Source organism: Liberibacter crescens BT-1, from assembly GCF_000325745.1.
Taxonomy (GTDB): domain Bacteria; phylum Pseudomonadota; class Alphaproteobacteria; order Rhizobiales; family Rhizobiaceae; genus Liberibacter; species Liberibacter crescens.
The window spans coordinates 1,470,001-1,496,830 of sequence record NC_019907.1 but is presented as its reverse complement, the minus strand read 5'-3'; the positions used below and the strand labels follow the sequence as shown (position 1 = coordinate 1,496,830).

Genomic DNA, 26,830 nt, shown 5'->3' with positions numbered 1-26,830 from the left:
TTATTTAAATTTATAAAAAATATAAGCTTTCATAAAGCTGTTTATATATTTATTTAAAATCTAATTACATTAAAGAGAATTTAAGGGTGTTTTTATGAAGTCCATATCAGTGCTAACTTGTGAAAGTCTATGATAATTATGACTGATAATAATGAAGATATAGAATATGGTGCTGATTCAATTAAAATTTTAAAAGGATTGGATGCTGTAAGAAAGCGTCCAGGTATGTATATAGGTGATACTGAAGATGGTTCAGGATTACACCATATGGTTTATGAAGTAGTAGATAATGCTATTGATGAAGCTTTGGCAGGTTATGCAGATATTATTACTGTAACAATCAATATTGATGGTTCATGTACAGTTACTGATAATGGACGTGGTATTCCAACAGATATACACAAAGAAGAAGGAATCTCTGCTGCAGAAGTAATAATGACAAGATTACATGCCGGTGGAAAATTTGATCAAAATTCCTATAAAGTTTCTGGTGGATTACATGGGGTAGGTGTTTCTGTAGTAAATGCACTTTCATCTTGGCTGCGGTTAAAAATTAAACGTAATGGAAAAATTCATGAAATAAAGTTTACTCATGGCGTAGCGGATAGCCCTTTAGCTGTTGTTGGAGATGCTGGTGAAGAAACAGGGACTTCAGTAACATTTTTTCCTAATATTGAAATTTTTACTGTACATAAATTTGATTATGATATCCTAGAGCACAGGTTACGTGAGCTTTCTTTTTTAAATTCTGGTGTACGTATTTTTTTAACAGATAAGCGCTGTCCAGATTCTCGTACATTAGAAATGATTTATAAAGGTGGTCTGGAGGCTTTTGTTTGTTATCTTGATCGCAATAAGAAGCCACTAATAGAGAACCCAATAAGAATTAGTGGAATAAAAAACAATATCATGATTGATATAGCTATGTGGTGGAATGATAGCTATCATGAAAATGTTTTATGTTTTACGAATAATATTCCTCAAAAGGATGGTGGAACTCATTTATCTGGTTTTCGTTCTGCTCTTACACGTCAAATAACGTCCTATATAGAAAGAACACTCAGTTCTTCTAAAAAAGATAAAATTTTAATTATTGGTGATGATTGTAGAGAAGGACTGACTGCTGTTCTTTCTGGAAAGATATCAGATCCAAAGTTTTCTTCTCAAACAAAAGATAAGCTTGTTTCTTCAGAAGTACGTTCAGTCGTAGAAGCTCTTATAAATGAAGGTCTTTCTTCTTGGTTAGAAGAACATCCAGTAGAAGCTAAAATTGTAGTAGGAAAAGTTCTTGGAGCTGTAAGTGCACGTGATGCTGCTCGTCGTGCTCGAGAGCTTACACGTCGTAAAGGTGCTCTTGATATTGCTTCTCTTCCTGGAAAATTAGCTGATTGTTCAGAGCGTGATCCAAAAAAATCAGAACTTTTTTTGGTTGAAGGTGATTCTGCTGGTGGTTCTGCTAAACAAGGTCGTTCTCGAGAGAATCAAGCTATTTTACCTTTACGAGGGAAAATATTGAATGTAGAACGTGCTCGTTTTGATAAGATGTTGTCCAGTCAAGAAATAGGAACTTTAATTACTGCTCTTGGTACTGGTATAGGTCAAGATGAGTTTGATATTAATAAATTACGGTATCATAAAATTATTATTATGACTGATGCAGATGTTGATGGTGCTCATATCCGTACTCTTTTACTAACATTTTTCTTTCGTCAGATGCCTTCTTTGATTGAAAATGGCAATCTATATATTGCACAACCACCTCTTTTTAAGGTGACCAGAGGAAAGTCAGTTCAATATCTTAAAGATGAAAAATCATTAGAAGAATATCTCATTAATCAAGGAATTAATGAAGGAATGAAGCTATGTCTTGATTCTGGAGAGATAAAATCTGATCAAGATTTACGTAATATTATTAACGATGCACTTAAATTACGAATATTAATTGAGAATTTTCCTTCTCAATATAAAAAGACTGTTATTGAACAAGCAATCATTTGTGGTATTTTTAATTCTAAAGAAAATAAACTAATAAATGAAGAATTGTCTGTTAAACTTGCTCATCGACTTAATGCTTTTGCAGAAGAAACTGAGTGTACTTGGAGTGGTAGAATTGTAGGAAACAGCGATATACTTGTTGAACGTGTTGTGAGAGGAGTAAAGGAAGTAGTCGTTCTTGAAGAATCTATAATTTCTTTAATTGATTCTCAATATATAGAAAAGCTTTTTCAGAGTTTTCAAAGTATTTATTTAAGATCACCAAAATTGGTATATAGAGGAAGTGAGATTAAGATATCAGGTCCTCTCTCTTTATTAGAGACAGTTTTTTCTGTTGGAAATAAAGGTCTCTCAATGCAACGTTATAAAGGCCTTGGAGAAATGAATGCTGACCAACTTTGGGATACAACACTTGATCCAAAAGTGCGTTCATTATTATTGGTAAAAATTTCTGATGCAACACTAGCTGATGGATTGTTTTCTCGTTTGATGGGTGATGAAGTAGAGCCACGTCGTGAATTCATACAAAAAAATTCATTATCAGTAGCTAACCTTGATATATAATTTCTTAAAATGGAAAATTCCCTTTGAAACATACTTCAGAAAGAGATTTCCGATCATTTGGAATTTCTTTTTTTCTTAAATTTTCTGGAAGAATTTCTGGATTTGTATGTTTACCTATAGCAACAGCTGCCTCAAGGCGATAAAAATCAGAATAACCTAATATTGATTTAGCAGCTTGAAAATTAATTCCAGTCATGGCATGAGCATAATAGCCTAACATAATTGTTTGCAATGCAAGAAACCCCCAAGAACAACCAGCATCAAAAGAATGACTATAAATTTTTTCGTTTGAGTGATTTTTAGTTTCTGAAAATATAATAACAAGTGCAGAAGCGTTTTTTACCCAGATTTGATTATTTTCAGAAAGAATAGAGAAAAGTTTATCCCATTCTTTTGTGTCACGTAAAGCATATAAAAACTTCCAAGGTTGATAATTGAAAGATGAAGGTGCCCAGTGTGCTGCATCAAGTATTGTTAATAGATCTTTTTCAGAAATAGCTTCTTGATTAAAGGCACGGGGTGACCATCGATTTAAGAATATGGAATCAATAGTGTGCTCTGAAGTACGATTATTAATTGAAATCATGAGTGATCACCTTTTTTTAAAAAATATAAATTTTTATAAGAAAAAACTCTTTATTTAGAACTTAGGAATGTACATAAAATAAATTGCACTATGAAAATAGTGGATTTATTGAAGTTTTATAAATATTACCATATTAATAAAATGAATTGAAAGAATAAATGTTTGAAACAGAAATTTTCTTAAAAGTATAAGAAATGAAGCTTAAAATAAAAGTTTATGCTTTAAAGACATTAGAGGTTGTTGAAAGATCAATTGATTGTGGTGCAGATTACATAGGTTTTATTTTTTAATAAAAATTCTCGTTTTATAGATTTGGATGTAGCTGTAAAAATTGCTAAACAAATAAATAAGAGATTTAATAGCCAGGAGTTTTAATTTTGAACTGGATTACAAATTTTGTCCGTCCACGTATAAATTCTATGTTTGGTCGTCGGGTTATCCCAGATAATCTCTGGGTAAAATGTCCAGAAACAGGAGAGATAGTTTACCATAAAGATTTAGAAGAGAATCAGTGGGTTGTTCCTTCTTCTGGTTATCATATGAAGATTTTTGCAAAAGATAGGTTAAATTTCTTATTTGATAAGAAAAAATATACTTTATTAAATCAACCAAAAGTGTTGCAGGATCCATTAAAATTTCGTGATACTAAAAGATATGTAGATCGCTTAAAAGAGAATCGTCTTAAAACGGGGCTAGAGGATACAATAGTATCAGCGATTGGAAAAGTTCGAGATTTAAAACTTGTTTCTGTTATACATGAATTTAATTTTATTGGAGGTTCATTAGGGATTGCTGCTGGTGAAGCAATTATAAAAGCTTTCGAAAAAGCAATTTATGAAAAATGTCCTTTAGTAATGTTTACTGCATCTGGTGGTGCAAGAATGCAGGAGGGTATTTTGTCATTGATGCAGCTTCCTCGCACAACAATCGCAGTAAATATGCTTAAAGAAGCAAATCTTCCTTATATAGTTGTTTTAATGAATCCTACTACCGGAGGTGTAACTGCTTCTTATGCTATGTTAGGTGATATACATTTAGCTGAACCAGGAGCTGAAATTGGTTTCGCTGGAAAACGAGTTATCGAACAAACAATGCGAGAAAAATTGCCAATAGGATTTCAAACATCTGAGTATCTCGTGAAACATGGAATGATAGATATGATAGTTCATCGCCATGATATTCCAGAAACTTTAGCATGCTTATGCAAGATGCTAACAAAAAGTGCTGCATGATAAATAAGAAACTTGCTACTTTAGAGATTGAAAAGTTAATAACTCTTCAGAGGAAGACACTCAGTATCCGTTCTCTAGACAGAATAGTTAGCTTGTTAGATCGTCTTGGTAGACCACAGGATCGTTTACCTCCTGTGATTCATATAGCAGGTACTAATGGTAAAGGTTCTACAGCTGCATTTTGTAGATCATTATGTGAGGCAATCGGTCTATCTGTTCATGTTCATACATCTCCGCATCTTATTGAATGGCATGAACGTTTTCGACTAGGAGTAAAAGGAGGAGCAGGACGTTTTGTTGATGATGATGTATTACTAGATGTTTTACATCATGTTGAACGGGTTAATAATGGAGATCCTATTACTTTTTTTGAAATTTCAGTTGCTATCGCATTTATTCTATTTTCAGAATATCCTGCAGATATATCCATCATTGAAGTAGGGTTAGGAGGTAGAATTGATGCTACAAATGTCATTGAAAATCCTGCTGTTTCTATCATTACATCAATTTCTTTGGATCATGAATTTTATCTTGGTAATAATGTTTCTTTAATTGCTAAAGAGAAAGCTGGTATTATAAAGAATGGTTTTCCGGTTGTTATAGGCCATCAACCGTATGATGAAGCGCGTGAAGTATTGATTGCTGCTGCAGAGGTACAAAAATCTCCTTATTCTGTTTACGGAAAAGATTTTTCAGTTTTTGAAAAAAATGGCCGTTTAATTTATATGGATCAAGTATCTAAGATAGATTTACCAATTCCTAGTCTTTTAGGATATCATCAATATTTTAATGCCTCTACTGCTATACGTGCACTCCAAATCGCCGGATTAACCTTAAAAAATAATGATATAGAAAAAGCATTTCTATCTGTTGAGTGGTTTGGTCGGCTTCAAAAGGTTTCACAAGGTTCTTTATTACAAAAAGTTCAAGACGGCAGTGAGATTTGGATTGATGGTGGACATAACCCTGATGCAGGGGTAGTCATTTCTAAATTCATATCTCAACTTTCTAGGCTTCAATATCGGCCATTGTATCTTATAATTGGTATGAAAAATGATAAAAACCATTTAGATTATTTTAAACAATTTTCTCAGTTGCCTTTACATGTTTTTACAATATCTCTTCCTTTAGAAGATTCTTTTGTGAATTATGATAATAATCAAAAAAGTGCTGATCCAGTTATGCTAGCTCAAAAAGCTAGAGAAGCAGGACTTGAAGCTTCTCCAGCTTCTTCTGTTTATGAAGCACTTTCCAATATAAAAAGAATGAACTCAAGTAGCATTGCTCCTCGTATTTTAATTGGAGGTTCTTTGTATCTTGTTGGAAATGTTCTTTCTGAGAGTGGTATACTTCCAAAGTAATGAGAAATGAATATTTTAAATTAGATAACTTATATTAAAGATAAAATCCAATTAGAGATATTATCTTTTGTGTCATTTCCAACTTTAACATCAACGATATTTCCTTCTTTAAAAAAGGCAAGAGTAGGAATTGAACGTATTCCGTATTGTGTGGCTAAATTATTATTATTATCAATATTAATTTTTATAACTGTTACTTTATCAGCTAAATCTTTAGCTATTTCTTGGAGTATAGGGGCAATTGCTTTACAAGGACCACACCAATCTGCCCAAAAATCTACAACAACTGGTTTTTTAGATTCCAAAACATGACTATTAAAATCTTGAGAATCTACTGAAAGTATATTCATTACTAAAGCTCCTTAACACTTTTTTCTTTATTCATTAATCTGATAACTACAGGAAGTTATTTCAAGAAGAATAATAAAACTTATTTTCTATTTGTATAAGAGAATTTTCTAATTGTGAATTGCTAAGTGTAAATACTTTTGGTTCCTGTGTGTATATAAGAAGGCATTCAAATTGTTTATTTGGATAGAGAGGTTTTAAAACCTCTCTATATATAGATAATTGGGAAATATGTGAAATTGGAATTTCTGATTGTAATTTTGGAAAAATATGATTCGTTTTATATTCAAGAAGAAAAATTTTTTCTTCTGAGATAAACATTCTATCTACTCGTCCAGCGACAAAGAAGTCTCTGTTTTTGAAACTAATTTTTCCTGCAATAGATACTTCTGCACATGAAGTATATTCTATAGAAGAAGGTATGCTTGGATATTTTATAATATCTATAAAAGATGAAATTAATTTTTCAGATTCTTTTTTAGGCCAGAGACGTGTATTGTAATTGCAATATGAAAGTATATATTTTTTACTGTCTTCTTCTGGAATATCAAATATTATTTGAAGTAATTTATGGATCATACGTCCACGTCTTAAAGAATAATTATTCAGAGGCTTTTCGTTGAATAATCTTGGAATCAATGGTGATGGACCGATATTTTCAATATTTGATGGATTTATAAAGTATGGTAATATGTATTGATTTTCTGGGGGTATAAGAAGTTCTTCTGGAATTTTTTTTGTATCTTCAAATTTTGGTTTAAATATTTCATCTTCAAAAGGGACTTGTTCAGTACAATATGTACGCCATTGTAAGCCTTTCCATGTTTCATTTAAACCATAGAAAGTAGTTTCTTTAGCTCTTTCATCCCCAGTAAAAGCTTTTGTAACAATATCACTCCATGTTCCTTCATTGTTTTTTGTGCTACCGTAACCACAAATGATCAATCTATCTGCAGCACGAGTCATGCCGACATAAAGAAGACGATGATATTCTTCTTGTTCTAAGTTTTTCAAACAGTTTAGATCTTCGGAGTTAACAGTATTGTCAAAATCAGAACTTGGAATCCAGACAGGGATAGAAGTTTCATTCTGGTTATTATCAGAGGTTAATAAACGTAATTTTTTTACATGTTGTTTAGAAAATGCTTTTGTACCGGCATCAACAAGAAAAACGACAGGAGCTTCTAAACCTTTAGAAGCATGGACAGTCATTATTCTTACTTCGTTGAAATTTTGATTGTGTTGTCTTTTTATAATAGGGGCTTCCTTCTCTATTATTGAGATAAATTCTTGAAGAGTAATAAAACCATCTTGTTCTTTTTTAAGTGCAAAATTCATAAATTCATCAAGAATATCATTAATTTCGTTACCAAAACGGGCAAGAAAATTCTTTCGACCACCTTTTTGACCTAAAGTTAGAGAAAAAAAATCATATGCTGAACAGGATTGTGATAGAATAATTAAGCTATTAAGTTTATCCCATACACCAATAAAAACTGGATGACCAGCAGTAGCAAGTCGATTAAGATGACTAAATACGCTTTCTGATGTCTTTCGCATTGCGGAAAGTTCGAAGATTTCATCTTCAGAGAGAGAAAATAAGGGACTTTTCAATAATGAAGCGAGTGATAAATCGTCTTCTTGTGATAAGATAACACGACCAAGAGCAATAAGGTCTTGCACGGCAATATGATCAGTAAGATTTAATTTGTCAGGCCCTGAAACAGGGATCTTGTTAGAGTTTTTTAGTATTCGAGTTAAACAATTTATAAAAGAATTACGTTTACGTACCAGTATTAAAATATCGCCTGGAACGATAAGTCTTTTTTTGCCATTATTAATGATAGTTACATTTTCTATCATATTTAAAATAGTATCGGCAATACGCTGTGCCAGAATAACAGAGGGAGCATTTTGGGGAATATGTTTGAAGTAACTAACCCAGTCGTCTTCTTGTTTGGGATTTTTCTCTGAGAAGATTGTTTCCCATACATCAACAGTTCCAGGTTCTCCAATACGGTTAGAGTGATGTATAATATCTTTGCTTTCTGTGGCAAGACCTTTCGCATTTTCTTTAAAAGAAAAGACTTTATCAACAGCACTCAGTATATCAGCAGTTGATCGAAAAGATAATGGGAGCTGTACTGTCGAGAAAAGTTGACCAGAATTTATGACATGAGAGCGTGTTATTTGACTTTCAAGAGAAAAACGATCGGCCCTTGCACCTTGAAAAGAATAAATGGATTGTTTTCTATCGCCTACTGCAAATAATGTACGTAAATGTGCATTTTCTCCAGAAAAAAAATCTTCTGTTAAAGCACGAATGACTTCCCATTGAATTGGACTAGTATCTTGAACTTCATCTATTAATATATGATCAATTGCTTGATCAAGTTTATAGCGTATCCATGCACCAACGTCACTTTTTTTAAGAAGATGAGCAGTACGAATAATTAAATCTTCAAAATCAAGTACACTGTACTTTGCTTTCAATTCTTCATGTTTTACAATAAAATTGTTGGCGAAATTTAAGACCAACAAAGTATGTTCCATCATTTTAGCGATGTTAAAATGATTACAAAATGTAAAAATATATTCTTGCAGGTTCTTAATCGTTTTTTCTAGATGAGGTGCTTTTTCCTTTATATATTTAGTAATTATTCTTTTGTGGGGCTGCAATTCTTGAGTCAAAAAAATTCTTTTGATGAGCTCAAAGCGTTGAAGGGGATCAATTTCGAGAGCACTCTTTTCAAGAATTTCTGCTCTCTCTAGAGCTTTTATACCATTATCTTCACGTAATAATTTTACAAATTCTTTATATTCAAAATTTGGTAATGGCCAAAGATTACTCAGTAGTTTAGTGTAGTCTTGTTGTTTTTCTAAACCAAAACGATCCCGTAAAACTGCTTCTTCTCCGCCATTTACAGCAGCAAAAGAAAAAAAGCTTTTTAGAGCATGACGATGAGTCACAATTTGTGAAATTAATTCAGTAATTTCTTTTTCATCAACAAGATCAATTATTCTTTTAAAAGACTTATTAAGTAAGCTGTTGGTATCTTTTGCAATGGAAGACAACATTAATTGTTGTGCTTCTTGTATAATTTTTTGTTTGGAGAGGTCATCAATAACAGAAAAATGTCCTGCAATGTTTGCTTCTAATGGGAATTGCTGTAAAATTGCTTCACAAAATGCATGTATCGTCTGTACTTTTAAACCTCCTGGTGTTTCTAGTGCTTTGATGAATAGATTACGGGCTTCGATGAGTTTTTTTTTATCAGGTTCTTTACCTTCTATTTTTATAATTTGCTTTGAAAGTTCATCATCTGATAAACATGTCCATTCAGCAAGTTTTTCAAAGACGCGATTTGACATTTCTGAAGCTGCTTCTTTTGTATAAGTCAAGCACAATAAAGAAGATGGCTTATATTTTGCAAGTAATAGGCGTATTACCCGCTGTGCTAACACGTGTGTTTTTCCTGAACCTGCATTAGCAGAAACCCATACAGAGCGTCGAGGATCTGAAGCGAGTGATTGTTGTTTTTCTGTCCAATTGATCCAGTCTTCTGTTTTAGAGATTGTTTTTGATAGAATATCATTCTTCATAATTTGTTTCCCATTCTGCTACGCGAGCAAGATGATGATATTCATCAATAAAATTATATTTCTTTGAAGGACGAAGGCATGATATGAATGGTTTTTCGCCATTTTGAAGTAATTTGATAAATTGGATGAGTTGTTCCAGAGCTTTTTTAGAGAGTTCTTCTATAAATAATGTAGCATCATTCTTGTTCGAATCGGTGTTAACAATAGAATCACGTTGAAAGTCTGGTTTTAGTCGTATGTAAAAGAGATCTTGAGGGGTTTGACAGCCAACAAGACTAAATGCTCCTTCCCGAAGAGCAGCAGCTTCTAATGCTAGTTGTGGATCTATAAGATTTTTTGCATCATTTTTACTAGGATTATTGCCAGATTTATAATCTATGATACGAGCAAAACCTGATTTTAAGATATCTATACGATCAGCAAAACCAGTTAATGTAATTCCAATAGAAGGAATATCCATACTGGCGTGAATTTCAGAGAAAACTTGGCTGATATAAGGTTGTTGATTTTCTTCATATACAAGGAAAGAATATGCTATTTTACGAAAATGATGCTTCCAAATCAATTCAATATGAGGTGGTAATTTTTCTTTTTCAAAAAAAGATTCTATCGTGTAATCCATAGCTTGGATGAATTCCAAAGTGTTTTTATTGTATCTGTCTTGTATAAATTCCGAAATTATTTTGTGGAAAAGAGAACCACGTTCTTTTAAAGAAGGTTCATCTTGAAGTTGAGGCATCGGATCTAATTTCAGGATTTTTTTTGCATAAATAGAGTATGGATCGTGTATGAGTTTTTTAATTTCTGAAAAAGAGTATATTTTAGGTTGTATTTGTAAAAGTGGATAAGGAGACGGACGTTTAGCGGGTAATTGTTTTTCAGTAACATCTAAAAGATGTGCCCACTCTAAATAACGGTTTCCTCTTTCTTTTAAATTTGCAGTAAAATTTTTGCCTCCTAATGCTAAAAGTCTTTGTAGCCAACGTGAAGCGATTGTTGGGACAGATTCTTTTTGCAAAGAACGGGTGTAGATGAGATAATTCGTTCCATTGGCCATTTCGAAATCATGTGCTGCTTGACCAATGCGTTTTTCTGGAGGTTCCAAGCCTATATCAGCTTTCATCATACGGGAAAGAAAAGGATTTTTAGGAGGTTGACTTGGCCAAATCCCTTCATTAAGCCCACCTAGGATTAATGTATCTACATCTAATAGCCTGGATTCTATTGTCCCAAACAAAAAGATACGTGGATATCTTAAAGGTTTAGGCCTCACTGTTTTTCCAGCCATTAGCGCTGCGACAATTTCTATCCATTCAGGACCGTTTGCTTCTATATGTCCATCGGTTTCTATAATATCTGTAAAAAAAGAAGCAAGAAGTTCTCCTTCTGTTCCTGACCATAAATTATAAAGGTTATGATTTTCATCAGTACAAATTGATTCTAATGAACAGGCAGTACGATATGCCCACTCACTTGTTTTAAAAGATTGAGAAGAAAGAGAGCTAATAAGAGGTTGAACAGCATTAGTAATAGCGCTCGCTAATTCTATAGCAAGCTCGGCAGAATCCTCAGGTAACCTAGAACGCCAACGAGGAGAATATTTTTCTTTTTTCTGCTCTGAAAGTTTTTCCAGGACCCAAGATTTTAGGTCTGCAATTCCGTAGCCATTCATTCTACTATGTAATGCAATAATCTCTAATGCATTTTTTGCAATAGATAATTTTTTTTCTAAAAATCCAAATCGAGCTAAAGGATGCTTGATAAAAGAAGAAATAGAAATTGGATTGCTGGGTTTTAAAGTTGCTTCTAGTAACAGTTTGAGTAGGGATCCTTTGAGTGTCATTGATAATGGCATACCTGCTGAATCATCGACCTCTATATTAAAACGCATTAATTCTATTTTTACGCGACGCGCTAAATTGCGATCAGCAGTTATTAATGCAGCTTTTGATTTTCTTCCTTTGAATCCAGGACGTTCCAGTGCAAGTCGAAGCGCTACAGCTATAGCTGTAGCCTCCTCTCGTTCATTTTTTGCTTCAATAAGAGCTACATCAAAAAAAGCAGTATCAAAATCCTTATTTTCTTGTTTTGAATGAGAAACATGCCAGGTATTGTCTTCTGTTAATGGGGCAAGCGCCTGTGAGATGATAAAAGAACGTAGCTGAAGTTTTTTATCAAGTTTCCCTAAACTTATTACGTTTTTCCGTTCAATTTTTAAATATTTTAAAAGTTTAGCCAAGGTATATTGTGGATGAGTTGCAGAAGTAAAATTTTTCTTTTCATGAGAATTAGAATCGTTAGCTATTATATCCCATAATGTTTCAGGCATAGAAACATCAAGTCCTGGAAGGATTATTGCACCATTAGGGTCTTTGGCTATTACTGATATAAGTTTTGAAGTTGCTAATACTGATCCAGTAGAACCTGCAACTATTACAGGTCCTTTTGTACCTTCTTTTATGAGTCGTTCTGCTTCAATATTGATCAGTGCTATTTGATGGAGAACAGGCGAAGATAGATTAAGTTCAGAGAGCCTCTCTCTCCAATATTGACTGGCAATTTTCAAAAATTCTGATGTAAGAATCCACCAGTCACCATATTTTTCATGATTTAAAAAATGAAGATTTTCTAAATTCTTTTCTTCTGCTTCCATTGTATCAATTAATTCTGCTAGACTTTTAGCAAGCCAGATAGCATCTGCAGGACTCGCTGGTGCAATAATAGGTGAATTAGAATGGATGTCCCGTATCGAATCAGGTAAACGATTGCGCCACACTATAATTAAACGCGCCAGCTCTAATAGTCTTGCTATGCCAGATAGAGGTGAATTAAGATCAGGTGTTAATTTAAATTCTTGATTTGTAAAGTCTTCTTCTTCGAAGGTGTTCCCCAAAGATTTGATCAATGGAAGAATAGTTGATGTTGTTCCTATAATTTCTAAAAACTCTGAGCGTAAAGCTTGTTTTACCTGTTCTGTTGGGACATAAATTGTAACCGAAGCAAGAGATAAAGGATTGGATGGTTTATACTGGAAACTTTCTATAATTCGACCATCTAGAAGAGCAAGGATCATTTCCCTAATAAAGGGAATACCCGGAGCGATAGTAAAAATACGGGGTTGATTGCAATCTCTCATGGTTTAAGTCTAATCTTTTAGATTGAAATATCATAACTTAAAAGAAAGTAATATTCTTTATTTCGATATTCTATAATTCAATGATGGGAAAATACGTTTCATTATAAAATATTTTGAAGAAATGATTAGATTTCGTCCATTATTTTCTTCTTTGATGTGAATACTTATACTAAAACAAGGGAGGAAGTCCCTTATTATTTCAGGCCATTCGATGATGCATATTCCTTCATTTAAAATTTCATCCAATCCCAGTTCGATATACTCCTGTTGAGTCGACAGTCTATAAAAATCGCAGTGAGCTATTGGGATTTTAGCGTCATAAATTTGTATTAGTGTAAAAGTTGGACTTAAGACTTCTAGTATATCGTTTTCGGATAAAATACGTATTATAGCACGTGCTAGAACAGATTTTCCTGCACCGATATCTCCTGATAGTGTTAAACAATCTCTAGGATTTAATCTATGTGCGAGATACTTTCCAAAACGGATTGTTTCGTATTCGTTGGGTAAAAAAATGCTTAAAGAAAAAATATCCATAAAATAAGTTGAGCGCAGCTTTGAAGTTTATTTTTATAAAATTTCCTTTGAAGGAATGCAGCAAGTAACTGTTGTTCCTTTATTAGCGGAACTTTCAATAAAAACCTTTCCATTATGAAGATTTACAAAACTTTCAACAATAGACAGTCCTAAACCTGCGCCTCCACGTTTACCATGATGTGAACCTGAAGCAAATCGATTAAATACAGTTTTAAGCATATCTTCAGATATTCCTGGGCCAGTATCTGTAATTGAGAAAACAAAATTATTTCCATCACGAGAAGCCTTTAAGGTTATTATTGATCCTTTGGGAGCAAAATTTGCTGCATTTCCAAGGAGTTTCATAAAAATTTGTGTTAAACGTTGTTGATCAGCAATAATAGAACCAAGTGAATTTTGTGCGATAATTTCTAAAGTCAAATCACTTTTATGGATCTTGTCAGAAATACGTGTTGCTATATCATCAAGAAGGTCATCTAAAGCAATTTCAATGTAATTCAACTGCATGATTCCAGCATCAACGGTAGCAAGATCTAGAATATCGTTTACTAATGTTAATAAAAGAGATGATGAAGTAGAAATATAGTCAATATATTCAGATTGTCGAGAGTTTAAATTTCCTACAGCAGGAGTTTTCAATAAGTCTGTAAAGCCTATGATATTAGTGAGAGGAGAACGTAATTCATAAGAAACATGTTGAACAAAATCATTTTTTATTTCATCCGCCTTACGAAGTGCTTCATTCTTTTCAGTCAATGCTCGTTCTGCTCGAACAGAGTCAGTTACATTAACAAATGTCAGTATAGTTTGTGCATTAGGTAAAGGAATAACAGAATACTCTAAAACTAAACCAGATAATAGTTCGAGCTTTCCTTTTAAAGCTTTACGTTCGTCTTCAAAACTAGTAATTATTGCAGCAAAAAGCTTCCAACCATCTGGTTTATTGTAGTATTTTGAGCACGTTAAAACGATGCTGCTGATATGAGTTCCAGAGCATACTTGTTCTTCTGTAATCCCCCATAATAATCGAAATGTAGGATTTGATAGTTTGATTCTTCCATCTGGACCGAAAACAGCAACGCCCTCTGATAAATGGTCTATAGTTTCTCCTTGTACTTTTACAAGAGTATTGTATTTAGTTTGAAGATCAACTTGAGCCGTTTGATTTTCAAACATCAAGATTGCTCCTCCTTGTAAATGAGGGGCAGAAGTCACACAAAGTGTTTGTCCATTAGGTAAATGCCAAGTATCTTTGAATATCTCAAGCGATTTGTAAATAGAAAGAGCTTTTTCTTTCCATAGTTTCCAATTAAGTTGTTCAGGCAACTTATTTGTCGAACGTAAAAGTTCCAGTAATTCATCGTTAGTTGGTTTAGCTTCTAAAAGCTTAATATCTATTTGCCATAAATCTACAAATGATTGATTATAAAATCTTAAATGGTACTCATTATCAAATATAGCAATTGGAATAGAAATGTGGTTTAGAGTCTTAATGTGACTTTCATGGCTACGACTTAATTCACGATATAATTCATCTGTTTTTGATATATCTATCGCTATACCAGATGATCCTTGAGGTTCAAAAATGCTTATTATGTGATAGAGTTTTTGAGATTTGTCATCTGTAATCGAAATTTTATCATGGAAAGGCAAGCCCAATATAGAAGATTCTTGTATACGTTTAAGAGTTTCTTCATTAAGAAAAGAACGATTTTCAGTGATTACTTGTTTGAAATTTGCTGCTTTCACAGATTTAGTATAATTATTGTTAACCCAAACAAGTTGCCCGTATTGATTGTATTGCCATATTGGAAAATCAAGAACATTGAACAGTGATTTAAAAATTGAAATATGATCTTTTAATTTACTGTATTTTAATTTTATCTCAGAGAGTTCTTCATCAGTATTTTTTAATGTTAGAAATCTTGCAAAAGCACAACTTCCTGATACCCTCCCTTCAACTTTTAAAATATGATTTTGTTTAGATTGTAATAGAAGATCAAAACTTTGACCCTTTGTTCTCAGTTTTTCTAAAGCTTTTTCAAATTCACTATTGTATTCAGGTTTTAACCAATTTTCGAAAGAAAGAAATAGAGCATCCTCTTGAGGTATTTCTGTATCTGTTGTGAGTTGTCCTATGACTTCAGGATGGCCATTAGGCCCATCCCATATAACAATACGGCAGTTGTTTCCATATATTAATGATTGATATTTTGATAATTGGGAGCAAGCTTCTGAAAGAGAAGAATAAATTTCATTTATTCTTCCTTCTAGAGATTTTTTTTGTCGGATAAGGAAAATTATAAAAATAACAGTTGCAGAGATTATTCCAATTGTCATTGAGATTATCATAACTTTAGAGTAAGAGAATATCCATGGATTAAGTAGTTCTCCATTACCTATCTCTGTTTTTGCTATACTTGTAATCATTCTTTTAGTTGTGCCTATTATCAAGAACCTTTTTAGAACGATGCCGACTTTTAAAACATATTGTGGCATGTATCAGTAAAATAGATAAAAATGCTGGTATCATTTATTATTTTATATTTTTTAACATCTTTGATTCCTTTAAAACGTATTTAAATTATAAATACCTGAATTGGGACAAATATTCTTTAAATACCCTTTTCTGAGTATTGTATAAAATACCATTTTCATATGAACCCTGAAAACAGTCGTTTGTTAAAGCTTTATATAAAGTAAGATGTTTTATTTCCTATTTTATTTGGGTTTGGATGGTTATATAATTTATATATTCTATTTTAATAAATTTTGAATTATTGAATATGTAATCAAGTTTTTAGTAAAGTAATTTTAGAAAAAAGTTGAATTTTATATATTTCTTTATTGTTAAATCTTAATCAAAAGAGACTTTCTTAGAATTTTTTCCTTTCTTTTTTCAAAATAAATAGCTTGAGATATTTTATACGATACTTAGCTTAACGAGCTAAGGTAACATTGTTTTTTCAATTCAGCCGTATTTTCTTCTTAAAGAATGAGATTTATTGTACAGAAATTCATAAAAGATCTATTTTTGAGAAAGACAAGGATATTTTAAAGTGCTAACTTTCTTCATAAAATCGATTTATTATCAGTTGTTCAATTGCATTAAATGCTTCAACTGCTTGTGGTCCCGTTGCAGATATTCTAATAATTGATCCAAGACTTGCAGTAAGCATCATTAATCCTATGATAGAATTTCCGCCAACAGTTGTTCCTTCTCGAGAAACACTTACAGTCGCTCGGAATTTTTCTACTGTTTGCACAAATTTCGCAGATGCACGGGCATGTAAGCCACGCTTGTTAATAATAATTAAATCCTTTGTGATTGTAGGCATCAATATTACTTCATTTGCTTAATAAAAGTTGACTTGCAACATTTATATATTTTCGTCCAGCATTTGCTGCTTCATTCAAAGCTTTCTGTATATCATTATCACCTCTGACACCAATAAGCTTTATAAGCATTGGTAAATTTATGCCTGCGATTACTTCAATATAACCAGGTTTCATAACAGAAATAGAAAGATTAGAAGGAGTACCTCCAAACATATCTGTCAATATAATCACACCTTTTCCTTCATCTACATTTTCTATGGATTTTATCATATCTTGACGACAACGTTCTAAATCATCCGCAGGGTTTATTGAAATCGTTTCGATAAGTCTCTGAGGTCCGACTATATGTTCTACAGCAATACTAAAAGCTTCAGCTATATTTCCATGAGTTACTAGAACCAATCCAATCATATTTAACAGAGCTCCAACGATATATTTTATTACACTGATAGAATAACTTATATTTGTAGTTAAAAGCTTATATTTTTTTTTAATTTTTATAATAGCTGTATAAAAGTACTTTTTATTTTAAAATAAACATTAAATAACATTAAGAATATACCCAATAGGAGAGTTTTACGAAAATGTATTTTCGTTTTTTTGTAATAAAAAAGTCTTTATTATATAGATGAGAGCAATAGAAGTATCAATTAATGTGGAGATTTTTTATAGAAATATTTTTTAGATTAAAAATGATAACTCTGGAATAGATATTGCTAAAATTGCTGCTGGGTTAGTTGCATTCTGATGAATTCTGATAAGAGGTATATTGCATCTCTCTGTGAGCGAAAAAGTTTCATTTTCAGGAGGTAAGCGTAATTCTTTATCAAATTCATACGGTGTCACAGCAAAATTAAGGCGAACGGCAGGGATACTTGTGACTTGGAATATACCTGTTCCTCGTATTTCGATGAGATTAGATATTGATTCAGGTCGTTTTGCAATAAATATATCTTGATATTGATAGATGAAGACTTGATCATCGGCTACAAGAGCTGAGAAATGTCCTGCTTGATTAACTATAGATAGAATTTGTAATGCCATATGCGATTTCCCGCATCCTGATGGACCGATGAAAACTATACCTGATGTTCCTACAGCAATTACTGTAGCATGAAGATTAAATTTTTTAGAGTAGAGTTTTTTCATTTTTTGACATTAAACTCACTGCAGGCAATGATAAAATGAAGTGAGCACCTATAATTTTATTTGTTGTTTTATTCATAATATTTTCTGCTTTAAGAGAACCACCATGAGCATGAGCAATTTGACGGCTAATGGATAAGCCTAAGCCTGAGTTTTGACCAAAAGCTTCGTTTGAGGGGCGGTCAGTATAGAACCTTTCAAATATTCTATCTATATTTTCAGCCTGTATTCCTGGTCCATTATCTTCTACATGGACAATACAACGTGTTCGTTGTCGGCATAAACGTACAACTATTCGACCAGATTCTTCTGGCACAAAAGAACGAGCATTTTCGATGAGATTAATAATAACCTGCCCGAGTCTTAGATCATAGCCATTAACAATAAAATTTATTTTTTTTCCAGGACGACGTTCAATAATGTAGTCTATGATTACTTGTTTGGAACCAGAAGATATTTGACGTGATATTTCTACAAGGTTTCCTATTAAGGCTTCTAGATCGACAGGTTTTGCATCAGTGCGTGCTAGTTCTGCATCAAGATGTGAAGCATTTGAAATATCACTAATTAATCGATCCAGTCTATTTACATCATGTTGTATAATATCAAGCAATCTTTTTTTTTGCATTTTCTGTTGGAGCTAGAGGTAATGTCTCTACTGCGCTTCTAAGAGACGTAAGAGGATTTTTTAATTCATGGCTAACATCAGCTGCAAAATTTTCTATTGCATCAATGCGATTGTAAAGGGTTGTAGTCATTTCACGTAAAGCAATAGATAAATTTCCAATTTCGTCTTGGCGAGAAGAAAAATCAGGAATTTCACCACGAAATCTTGTTTTACTACTTACACGAATGGCTGCTGCAGATAGCCTACGCAATGGATTAGCGATAGTTGATGAAAGAAGTAATGATAATGCGATATTCACAAGTGTTGCTACACCTGCCATACGAAGAATTGCAAGACGTTCTAAATATACGATATTGTCAATATCTCCTGGTTTTGTTGAAAGAAGGAGAACACCCAATATGGAACGAAAATGTTGTATTGGAACAGATACTGAAACCATTAATTCTCCTCGATCAGTAATTCTTACAGTTTTTCCGCGAACTCCTGCCAAAGAATTAGTAACTTCTGGGTAAATAGATCCATCTCCATTGGACAATTCTTTATACACAGGAAGATGAGTAGGCTGTAAAAGGGAGTTGAACCAGTTAGACCAGGTCTGTTTCCATTCAAATTTTTTTGATTCAACTAAAGGAAGTTCAGAACGAATAATTTGTTCACGTGAATATGAAAATAGATAACTTGAATCAAGAAGAAGTTTGGCATCTGCATCAAAAATACGTGCACGAGTTCGTGTAGGTAAAATCAATTGCTTTAGAATAGGAGCAACGCGTTCTGGATTTATAGGAAAATCAAATTCTTCTTTGTTATGAGAAGGAATTAAACTTTGCCCCGCTTTGAGTTCCATTAATTTTTCTGGATCTATATTAATAGAATTTGCATCTGCCGATGCAGAAGAAGAAATTGCTCCTGCAATAATTTCACCTTGAATTAGAAGACTGTCTACTCGTGTATCAATCAATCCTTTACGGAATTGATTAAGGTACATAATACCACTGACTAAAAATACTAGAGCTGTAAGATTGAAAAACAGGATTCGGCGAGTAAGACTAGAAAATACTGCATTACGAAAAAACTGATGAATTATAGTTATAGGTTGCAGCCAGATATAACTCTTTGTATCATAAAATTTTCCCTCACTGTCATCGAGAGTTTTATCTATCTTAGATAGTAGCAATATTCTCTTATCCTTGTAGAGTATTAAATTTAAGTCATTTCACGAAAACGGTATCCGACTCCATAAAGAGTTTCAATCATATCAAAGTTGCTATCAATAAGCCTGAATTTTTTCCGTAACCTTTTAATATGACTGTCGATTGTACGATCATCAACATAAACTTGTTCATCATAAGCAGCATCCATTAAAGCATCCCTGCTTTTTACAACACCAGGGCGCTGTGCTAACGAGTATAAAATGAGAAATTCAGTTACAGTGAGAGTTACATTTTCTTCTTTCCAGGTACAAACATGACGTTCCTGGTCCATCATTAAATGCCCTCGCTCAAGAAACCGTGCTTGTTGTAAAGAAGCATTCTTGTTCGCAGAAATAGGCGTTTCACGATTTGATACTCTTCGTAAAACAGCTTTAACATGCTCAACTAAAAGACGTTGTGAAAAAGGTTTTTTTATAAAATCATCTGCGCCCATTTTTAATCCAAAGAGTTCATCTAATTCTTCATCTTTGGATGTTAAAAAGATTACAGGCAATTCTGATTTTTGTCGTAAACGACGAAGGAGCTCCATACCATCCATACGTGGCATTTTTATATCAAAAATAGCTAAATGAGGTGGGTGTGCAAGAAGCCCTTCCAGAGCAGACGCACCATCTGTATATGTTTCTACTTTATATCCTTCTGTTTCTAATGCTATAGATACTGAGGTAAGGATATTGCGATCGTCATCTACGAGCGCTATTGTATACATTTTACTATTCTCCATTAAATTTGCTCTTTTCTCAAGCGCAGTTACGGGATCATATAAAAAAGCACAAGTGCTAATTATAAAAAACATTAAATAAATATAGATAAATGATGCATTTTAAGCATTAAATAATATATTTATCTTGAAAATAGCACTTATCTAAGTCATTAAGGATTTAATTTTAATTGCATTAATAACTCATTTTTTATATTAAGGTTTTTGTTTTTATTAAATTGATTTTAAAATAATTTTTAGCTTGTCGTAAATAGAGAAGGGAAAAATTATGAAGGAAATAGGTCTTCATAATCTCGATATTCAGAAAAAAACTTTCGAATTAGAAGATGCAGCGTGTGTTTATTATAATCTTAATACAAATATGTTGTATGAAGAGTCTATTCGTCGGTGTGAAAGTAATCTCACTTCTAATGGAGTAATGAGAGTAATTACAGGACATCACACGGGTCGTTCTCCTAAAGATAAGTTTATATTAAAAGACGATATTACTTGTAGTACAGTATTTTGGGAAAATAATAACGCGATATCTATTGAACATTTTTCTTTATTAAAAACTGATATGTTAGAATATATCAAAGGTAAAGAATTATTTGTACAAGATTTAATAGCTTGTAATAATCCAAAACATGAATTACCTGTTCGGGTTATAACTGAGCTTTGTTGGCATTCTTTGTTTATTCGAAATCTTTTAATATCTCTTGATAGGAAAAAACTATCTTCTTTTGTTCCACAGCTGACAATTATTGATATTCCAAGTTTTAATGCTAATCCTGATCGACATGGATGTCGATCAAAAACTGTGATAGCAGTTGATCTTAAAAATGGTATTGTTTTAATTGGTGGTACTTCATATGCTGGAGAAATAAAAAAATCTGTATTTACATTTCTTAATTATATTTTTCCAAAAAAAGGGATAATGCCGATGCATTGTTCTGCAAATGTTGGTAAAGAGGGTGATGTTGCCTTGTTTTTTGGTTTATCTGGAACAGGAAAAACGACTCTTTCAGCAGATTCATCACGTGTTCTTATTGGAGATGATGAACATGGATGGGCTGATAATGGTATTTTTAACTTTGAAGGTGGTTGTTATGCTAAAACAATCAATCTTTCTGAAAAGGTAGAGCCAGAGATTTTTTCTGCTGCACAACGTTTTGGTACAGTTCTTGAAAATGTTGTTATTGATGATGACGGTGTACCAGATTTTAAGGATAGTTCATTTACAGAAAATACCCGTGCTGCCTATCCACTTTGTTTTATTAAAAACTCTTCAGATGTAGGCATGGCAGCGCATCCGAAAAATGTCATAATGTTAACTGCGGATGCATTTGGAGTTTTACCCCCTGTTTCCAGGTTAACGCCTGAGCAGGCTATGTACTATTTTCTTTCTGGGTATACTGCTAAAGTTTCTGGTACAGAGAAAGGTATCTTGGAGCCAGAAGCTACTTTTTCAACTTGTTTTGGTGCACCTTTTATGCCACGCCATCCTGTTGAATATGGAAATTTACTTAAAGATTTTATTATAAGGCATAATGTTCGTTGTTGGCTTGTAAATACTGGTTGGATTGGTGGTCCTTATGGTATAGGTAAGCGAATATCCATTGTAGTAACCCGCGCGATCTTGAAAGCAATTTTTGAAGAAAGCATTCATGAATCTAGTTATCGTATAGATAAAAATTTTGGTTTTTCTGTTCCTTTAGAAATAATCGGGGTTGATAAAAATATTTTAGATCCTCGATTAATTTGGAGTAATAGCGATGACTATGATGTGCAATCAGAAAAACTGATATCAATGTTTTCTGATAATTTTGTTAAATTTGAAAGTAGTGTTGATAATTCTATTCTATCAAGCGCAGTTAAGAAAAAAAGCAAGAAAACTTTATAATCTTGAAACACTTAATATTTGAAGATTTTTTGTAGGAATACTCTGCGAGCTTTATTTTGTGATGATGAAAAGACTTTAATGGGAGTATTTGATATAGAAAATCATAAAATTATGATGAGATTTGATGATAACATGTTGAAAATTGAATTGATATCTTAATAAATATGGTAAGATTAATTTTTGTAATCTTAGGTTTTGAATTAAATTTTTCTTAATTGTACGCTTTGCACCAAGTGGTTTTCTCCTTTGCGTAAAATAAGATCAGCTCTTTTCCGTGTTTGCATAATATTTTTGTGTAAGTTTTTTAAATTTACATTTTTCCAGATTTTCTCTGCAATATCCCAAGCTTGTTTTTTATCAATTTTAGCATAGCGATGAAAGTAAGAATTTGGATCAAGAAAGGCAGTTTTTCTGAATTTCATAAAACGATCTAAATACCACTTATGAATTAAATTTTCTTCTGCATCTATATAGACTGAAAAATCAAAAAAATCTGAAACCATGGGTATTATTTTCCCGTTTTTTGGAAAATATTGTGGCTGTAATACATTAATTCCTTCAAGAATTAATATATCTGGTTGATTGATTTCAGAGAATTCTCCATTCAGGATATCATATTTTAGGTGGGAATAACATGGTGCAATTACTTTCTCTTGTCCAGCTTTGATATCAGACAGAAATTGTAGAAGTTTAGGTAGATCATAGCTTTCTGGAAAGCCCTTACGTTCCATAAGACCCTTGCGTTCAAGAATGGAATTAGGAAATAAAAAACTGTCTGTAGTTACAAGATTTACTTTAGGACTAGAAGGCCATCTAGCCAGGAGTTCGTTTAATATACGAGCTGTAGTTGATTTACCTACTGCAACTGGCCCAGCTATACCAATTATAAAAGGTTTTTTGCAGCTCTTAAGATTAAGGAAAACCCTTCGTTTCTGAAAAAGCGTTTGAGATGCTTCTACGTGTATTGATAAGAGTCGTGATAAGGATAGGTATATTTTTCGCACTTCATATAAGTCAATTGGATCATCAAAAGAACGAAGTCGGGTTACTTCTTCCTCAGTTAAAGTCAAGGGAGTATTAGCTCGGAAACTAGCCCATTCTTCTGAGGTAAAGAAATGATATGGTGAATAGTTTTTTGTTTCTGATGTGGATTTCTCAGAAAACATTATTAGATTTTTTTCTGTTTAATTTTTCAAAAATACCAGACTGAGCGGTGCGTTTTTCTAATTCAACCATTACTGATTTTATAGGAACGTGAGCAATTTTAAGGACAACAAGTAAATGATAAAGAAGATCTGCTGTTTCATGAATAAGATGATTTCTATCACTATTTATGGAAGCTATCACTGTTTCTAATGCTTCTTCTCCAAGTTTTTGAGCTGCTTTGTTTTTTCCTCCTTTGATAAGGCTTGCTGTCCACGATTCTTCTGGGTCCTTATTGGCACTCTGTTCTACGATTCGCTCGAGGTCATAAAGAGAGAATTGTTCCATAAGTATTTTCCTTAGCATATACTTGGTTAATGAAGGCGGATAGGAATCCCTAGAGACGCCATATATTTTTTGGCTTCTGCAATAGAATGCTCTTTAAAGTGAAAAATTGAGGCCGCTAAAATAGCGTTTGCATGTCCCTCTAATACACCATCTGCCAAATCATTTAAACTGCCAACTCCTCCAGAAGCTATTACTGGAACTTCTACCGAATCAGCAATCCTGCGTGTTAATTTTAGATCATATCCGCTTTTTGTACCATCACGATCCATGGAAGTCACAAGTAATTCTCCTGCACCTTTTTCAGCCATATTGATCGCAAACTCTATAGCATCTATTCCAGTAGAAACAGAGCCTCCGTGTGTGAAAATTTCCCAACGATCAGATTGGTCTTCTTTTGAAATTTTTCGAGCATCAATAGAAACAATAATACATTGACTACCAAATTTTTCTGTAGCTTCTAAGATAAAATCTGGATTATTTACTGCAGCTGAATTTATGGATACCTTATCAGCTCCACAAAGTAAAAGTTTTCGGATGTCGGCAATGGTACGTATTCCTCCTCCAACTATTAAAGGGATAAAGCAATGATCTGCAGTGCGTGCTACTAATTCGAAGGTGTTGTCACGCTGATCAGATGAAGCTGTAATATCCAAAAAACAAAGCTCATCAGCTCCGGATTTATCATAATACATAGCAGCTTTTACAGGATCGCCAGCATTAATTAAGTTCGTAAAATTAATGCCTTTAACTACACATCCATCTTTGACATCAAGACAAGGTATAATACGCACTTTAAGACTCATGTTTTTTCCTTTTTGCTTCCTTAATCAGATATAAAGCCTCTTGAGCATTAATAGTGCCGTCATAAAGAGCACGTCCTGATATAACTCCTTCCAAGGATACATCTTTATATTGCAAAATATGATGTATATCTTCTATTGATGAAAGTCCACCAGAGGCAATTACTGGTATTGAAATAGAATGGGCTAAAGAAAAGGTTGAATCCCAATTAATACCGGTTAACATTCCATCACGATTGATGTCAGTATATATGATCGCCGCGACACCTTTATCTTCAAATCTTCTTGCTAATTCAAGAACTCCTATTTCTGAGTTTTTTAGCCATCCTTCTGTTGATACTTTTCCATTTTTTGCATCGATGCTGATGACAACTCTTCCGGGAAAAAGTTTACAAGCAGAATAAACCATCTCAGGGTTATTTACTGCAGTTGTGCCAAGTATTACACGTGCTACGCCTTTATCTAGCCAGTACTCTACTTGACTGATTGTTCTTATTCCTCCGCCAAGTTGTACCGGATTTTGTGTGGATTCCAGTATGTTTTTTATGGTATTGGAGTTTACACTTTTCCCACAGAATGCCCCATTTAAATCAATTAAATGGAGCCATTCAAAGCCTGAGGTTTCAAAAATTTTTGCTTGTATTACTGGGTCTGGGTTATATTCGGTAGCTTGTTCCATATCACCGAGTTTTAAGCGGACACATTTACCATCTTTTATATCAATAGCAGGGAATAAAATCATATGACTACCATTATTTATAATCTCTTTTTAAGAATAGAATATCAAATTTTCCAAAGAAGGAAGTTAGCAATCATAGTGAGACCAAGTCTTTGACTCTTTTCGGGATGAAATTGTGCACCTGCCATATTATTGTGGCAGACAAAAGCTGTCACTGGTTCTCCATAAAGAGTTGTTGCAATAACGTCCTCAGGATTTTCTGCTTCTAAATGATAAGAATGAACAAAGTAAGCATGTAGTCCATTGTTACCAGTAGAGATCCCTTTGAACAAGGGATGTGGTTGCAAGAGATCTAATGTATTCCAGCCAACTTGCGGTATTTTAAGGTTATATTTATCCGATTGTATTTTTACAACCTTCCCTTTGATCCATCCTAACCCTGATGTTGTTGTTTTTTCCGTTCCTTGAAAAGACATAAGTTGCATACCAACACAAATTCCAAGAAAAGGCCTTTGTTTTACTTCAACGACTTCACGGATAGTGTCAACCATATCAGGAATTGCATCAAGACCAGCACGACAATCAGAATATGAGCCAACGCCTGGCAAGATAATTCGATCAGATTTTATAACGACATCAGCGCGCTTGGTTAATTCAACATTTACATTTATACTTGCTTCTAAGGCTGCTCGTTCAATTGCTTTTATAACAGAATGGAGGTTTCCAGAGCCGTAATCAATAACTGTGACGTGCATTATTTATTCCATTAAATTTACTGGATTTACATCATGTTGAACCTAATATAGTACTTTAAAAGTCAGTTCAAATATTAAATCATTTTCCTTTGGATATCCAAAAAATAGAAAAAGCTTTTAAAAAGAACTAAGATATCTTTTATAATATTCCTTTTGTAGATGGAATTCGTTCTGCTTGATTGGGATCAAGTTTTATAGCTTCATAAAGACAGCGTGCTACTGCTTTAAAGCATGTTTCAGCAAGGTGGTGATTGTTTGCTCCATGTTTTTTTATTAAATGGAGTGTAATTCGACAATTTTGAGAAAAAGATTGAAAAAATTCCTGTACTAATTCCGTATCAAAAGTTCCAATTTTAGGAGATGAAAATGGAACGTCCCATATCAAAAAAGGCCTTCCTGATATGTCTAATGCAGATGTTATCATTGTCTCATCCATGACAAGATCAATAGATGCAAATCGAGTTATTTCTTTTCTATTACCTAAAGCTTTTGAAATTGCTTGTCCTAGTACAATCCCTATATCTTCAACCGTATGATGATAATCAACATCTGTATCGCCTTTAGCTTCGATTGTTATATCAATTAAGGAATGGAAAGATAGCTGTCTTAACATATGGTCTAAAAACGCTATGCTAGTAGATATCTGAGAAATACCTCTACCATCTAGATTAACGTAAACAGAGATTGTGCTCTCAGTCGTTTTTCGGACAATCTCTGCTATACGGCAGCTTGTTTTTTTTTCCATAAATAATCTCGTTTAAAAGAATACATGTATAACAGTGATATATTAAGTATCATTACATATATATAATTTTA

Annotated in this window: 20 protein-coding genes and 1 pseudogene; 4 read left to right on the top strand and 17 right to left on the bottom strand. The window is 33.1% G+C overall.

Features of this window, described 5'->3' with window-relative positions; genetic code table 11:
- The first annotated feature begins 138 nt into the window (after positions 1-138).
- A complete protein-coding gene (gyrB, locus tag B488_RS06700; RefSeq protein ID WP_015273786.1) occupies positions 139-2,559 on the top strand; it encodes a DNA topoisomerase (ATP-hydrolyzing) subunit B in 2,421 nt (806 codons plus the stop codon).
- A 4-nt stretch (positions 2,560-2,563) separates the two neighbouring features.
- On the opposite strand, the gene B488_RS06695 is transcribed toward gyrB, so the two are convergent.
- Positions 2,564-3,145: a nitroreductase family protein gene (locus tag B488_RS06695; protein WP_015273785.1), complete on the bottom strand. Its 582-nt coding sequence runs from the start codon at positions 3,143-3,145 to the stop codon at positions 2,564-2,566.
- 377 nt (positions 3,146-3,522) lie between these two features.
- Between B488_RS06695 and accD the strand changes: the two genes are divergently transcribed.
- Positions 3,523-4,377, top strand: coding sequence for an acetyl-CoA carboxylase, carboxyltransferase subunit beta (gene accD, locus B488_RS06690; protein WP_015273784.1), 855 nt, complete (start codon positions 3,523-3,525; stop codon positions 4,375-4,377).
- Positions 4,374-5,738, top strand: coding sequence for a bifunctional folylpolyglutamate synthase/dihydrofolate synthase (locus B488_RS06685; RefSeq protein WP_015273783.1), 1,365 nt, complete (start codon positions 4,374-4,376; stop codon positions 5,736-5,738). Before accD ends, B488_RS06685 begins: the two co-directional genes overlap by 4 nt.
- A 29-nt stretch (positions 5,739-5,767) precedes the next feature.
- Here B488_RS06685 and trxA read toward each other — a convergent pair whose 3' ends face one another.
- The 10 genes and pseudogenes from trxA to B488_RS06635 all read right to left on the bottom strand — a co-directional run bounded on the left by trxA (position 5,768) and on the right by B488_RS06635 (position 20,395).
- Positions 5,768-6,088, bottom strand: coding sequence for a thioredoxin (trxA, locus tag B488_RS06680; protein ID WP_015273782.1), 321 nt, complete (start codon positions 6,086-6,088; stop codon positions 5,768-5,770).
- A gap of 61 nt (positions 6,089-6,149) precedes the next feature.
- Entirely contained in the window at positions 6,150-9,689 is a 3,540-nt protein-coding gene (gene addA, locus B488_RS06675) for a double-strand break repair helicase AddA (RefSeq protein WP_015273781.1), read from the bottom strand.
- A complete protein-coding gene (gene addB / locus B488_RS06670) occupies positions 9,679-12,825 on the bottom strand; it encodes a double-strand break repair protein AddB (protein ID WP_015273780.1) in 3,147 nt (1,048 codons plus the stop codon). The genes addA and addB overlap by 11 nt, the downstream gene beginning before the upstream one ends.
- 57 nt (positions 12,826-12,882) lie before the next feature.
- Positions 12,883-13,362 (bottom strand): tRNA (adenosine(37)-N6)-threonylcarbamoyltransferase complex ATPase subunit type 1 TsaE, encoded by a 480-nt coding sequence (gene tsaE, locus B488_RS06665; RefSeq protein WP_015273779.1) that lies wholly within the window; start codon positions 13,360-13,362, stop codon positions 12,883-12,885.
- A 33-nt stretch (positions 13,363-13,395) separates the two neighbouring features.
- Positions 13,396-15,792, bottom strand: coding sequence for a sensor histidine kinase (locus tag B488_RS06660; RefSeq protein ID WP_015273778.1), 2,397 nt, complete (start codon positions 15,790-15,792; stop codon positions 13,396-13,398).
- 632 nt (positions 15,793-16,424) lie between these two features.
- Positions 16,425-16,700, bottom strand: a complete 276-nt coding sequence (locus B488_RS06655; RefSeq protein WP_015273777.1) for an HPr family phosphocarrier protein — start codon at positions 16,698-16,700, stop codon at positions 16,425-16,427.
- A 10-nt stretch (positions 16,701-16,710) separates the two neighbouring features.
- A complete protein-coding gene (locus B488_RS06650) occupies positions 16,711-17,112 on the bottom strand; it encodes a PTS sugar transporter subunit IIA (RefSeq protein ID WP_015273776.1) in 402 nt (133 codons plus the stop codon).
- A 270-nt stretch (positions 17,113-17,382) separates the two neighbouring features.
- Entirely contained in the window at positions 17,383-17,850 is a 468-nt protein-coding gene (locus B488_RS06645) for an HPr kinase/phosphorylase (protein ID WP_015273775.1), read from the bottom strand.
- Positions 17,831-19,649 (bottom strand): annotated as a pseudogene (locus B488_RS06640) (stimulus-sensing domain-containing protein). Before B488_RS06640 ends, B488_RS06645 begins: the two are co-directional and overlap by 20 nt.
- Positions 19,650-19,678: 29 nt before the next feature.
- Positions 19,679-20,395, bottom strand: a complete 717-nt coding sequence (locus B488_RS06635) for a response regulator transcription factor (protein WP_041771207.1) — start codon at positions 20,393-20,395, stop codon at positions 19,679-19,681.
- A gap of 280 nt (positions 20,396-20,675) precedes the next feature.
- Here B488_RS06635 and B488_RS06630 point away from each other — a divergent pair, with 280 nt between their 5' ends.
- A complete protein-coding gene (locus tag B488_RS06630) occupies positions 20,676-22,289 on the top strand; it encodes a phosphoenolpyruvate carboxykinase (RefSeq protein WP_015273772.1) in 1,614 nt (537 codons plus the stop codon).
- 200 nt (positions 22,290-22,489) lie between these two features.
- Here B488_RS06630 and coaA read toward each other — a convergent pair whose 3' ends face one another.
- The 6 genes from coaA to hisB all read right to left on the bottom strand — a co-directional run bounded on the left by coaA (position 22,490) and on the right by hisB (position 26,759).
- Entirely contained in the window at positions 22,490-23,455 is a 966-nt protein-coding gene (coaA, locus tag B488_RS06625; RefSeq protein WP_015273771.1) for a type I pantothenate kinase, read from the bottom strand.
- A complete protein-coding gene (locus B488_RS06620) occupies positions 23,445-23,780 on the bottom strand; it encodes a phosphoribosyl-ATP diphosphatase (protein ID WP_015273770.1) in 336 nt (111 codons plus the stop codon). The genes coaA and B488_RS06620 overlap by 11 nt, the downstream gene beginning before the upstream one ends.
- Positions 23,781-23,806: 26 nt before the next feature.
- Positions 23,807-24,583: an imidazole glycerol phosphate synthase subunit HisF gene (gene hisF, locus B488_RS06615; protein ID WP_015273769.1), complete on the bottom strand. Its 777-nt coding sequence runs from the start codon at positions 24,581-24,583 to the stop codon at positions 23,807-23,809.
- On the bottom strand, positions 24,573-25,322 hold the full coding sequence (hisA, locus tag B488_RS06610) for a 1-(5-phosphoribosyl)-5-[(5-phosphoribosylamino)methylideneamino]imidazole-4-carboxamide isomerase (RefSeq protein ID WP_015273768.1): 750 nt from the start codon (positions 25,320-25,322) through the stop codon (positions 24,573-24,575). The genes hisF and hisA overlap by 11 nt, the downstream gene beginning before the upstream one ends.
- 41 nt (positions 25,323-25,363) lie before the next feature.
- Positions 25,364-26,014, bottom strand: coding sequence for an imidazole glycerol phosphate synthase subunit HisH (gene hisH, locus B488_RS06605; RefSeq protein WP_015273767.1), 651 nt, complete (start codon positions 26,012-26,014; stop codon positions 25,364-25,366).
- Between the two features lie 139 nt (positions 26,015-26,153).
- The gene (hisB, locus tag B488_RS06600; protein ID WP_015273766.1) at positions 26,154-26,759 is read right to left on the bottom strand and encodes an imidazoleglycerol-phosphate dehydratase HisB; all 606 of its coding nucleotides are present in this window, start codon (positions 26,757-26,759) and stop codon (positions 26,154-26,156) included.
- Positions 26,760-26,830: the final 71 nt, after the last annotated feature.

Bases quoted from the DNA above. Each gene is read 5' to 3' on its own strand.
- B488_RS06645 (WP_015273775.1), bottom strand. From the start codon at position 17,850: ATGAAAAAACTCTACTCTAAAAAATTTAATCTTCATGCTACAGTAATT.
- trxA (WP_015273782.1), bottom strand. From the start codon at position 6,088: ATGAATATACTTTCAGTAGATTCTCAAGATTTTAATAGTCATGTTTTG.
- B488_RS06685 (WP_015273783.1), top strand. From the start codon at position 4,374: ATGATAAATAAGAAACTTGCTACTTTAGAGATTGAAAAGTTAATAACT.
- B488_RS06650 (WP_015273776.1), bottom strand. From the start codon at position 17,112: ATGATTGGATTGGTTCTAGTAACTCATGGAAATATAGCTGAAGCTTTT.
- hisB (WP_015273766.1), bottom strand. From the start codon at position 26,759: ATGGAAAAAAAAACAAGCTGCCGTATAGCAGAGATTGTCCGAAAAACG.
- B488_RS06655 (WP_015273777.1), bottom strand. From the start codon at position 16,700: ATGCCTACAATCACAAAGGATTTAATTATTATTAACAAGCGTGGCTTA.
- coaA (WP_015273771.1), bottom strand. From the start codon at position 23,455: ATGTTTTCTGAGAAATCCACATCAGAAACAAAAAACTATTCACCATAT.
- hisH (WP_015273767.1), bottom strand. From the start codon at position 26,014: ATGCACGTCACAGTTATTGATTACGGCTCTGGAAACCTCCATTCTGTT.
- B488_RS06695 (WP_015273785.1), bottom strand. From the start codon at position 3,145: ATGATTTCAATTAATAATCGTACTTCAGAGCACACTATTGATTCCATA.
- addA (WP_015273781.1), bottom strand. From the start codon at position 9,689: ATGAAGAATGATATTCTATCAAAAACAATCTCTAAAACAGAAGACTGG.
- gyrB (WP_015273786.1), top strand. From the start codon at position 139: ATGACTGATAATAATGAAGATATAGAATATGGTGCTGATTCAATTAAA.
- hisA (WP_015273768.1), bottom strand. From the start codon at position 25,322: ATGATTTTATTCCCTGCTATTGATATAAAAGATGGTAAATGTGTCCGC.
- B488_RS06660 (WP_015273778.1), bottom strand. From the start codon at position 15,792: ATGATTACAAGTATAGCAAAAACAGAGATAGGTAATGGAGAACTACTT.
- B488_RS06630 (WP_015273772.1), top strand. From the start codon at position 20,676: ATGAAGGAAATAGGTCTTCATAATCTCGATATTCAGAAAAAAACTTTC.
- B488_RS06620 (WP_015273770.1), bottom strand. From the start codon at position 23,780: ATGGAACAATTCTCTCTTTATGACCTCGAGCGAATCGTAGAACAGAGT.
- addB (WP_015273780.1), bottom strand. From the start codon at position 12,825: ATGAGAGATTGCAATCAACCCCGTATTTTTACTATCGCTCCGGGTATT.
- B488_RS06635 (WP_041771207.1), bottom strand. From the start codon at position 20,395: ATGTATACAATAGCGCTCGTAGATGACGATCGCAATATCCTTACCTCA.
- hisF (WP_015273769.1), bottom strand. From the start codon at position 24,583: ATGAGTCTTAAAGTGCGTATTATACCTTGTCTTGATGTCAAAGATGGA.
- tsaE (WP_015273779.1), bottom strand. From the start codon at position 13,362: ATGGATATTTTTTCTTTAAGCATTTTTTTACCCAACGAATACGAAACA.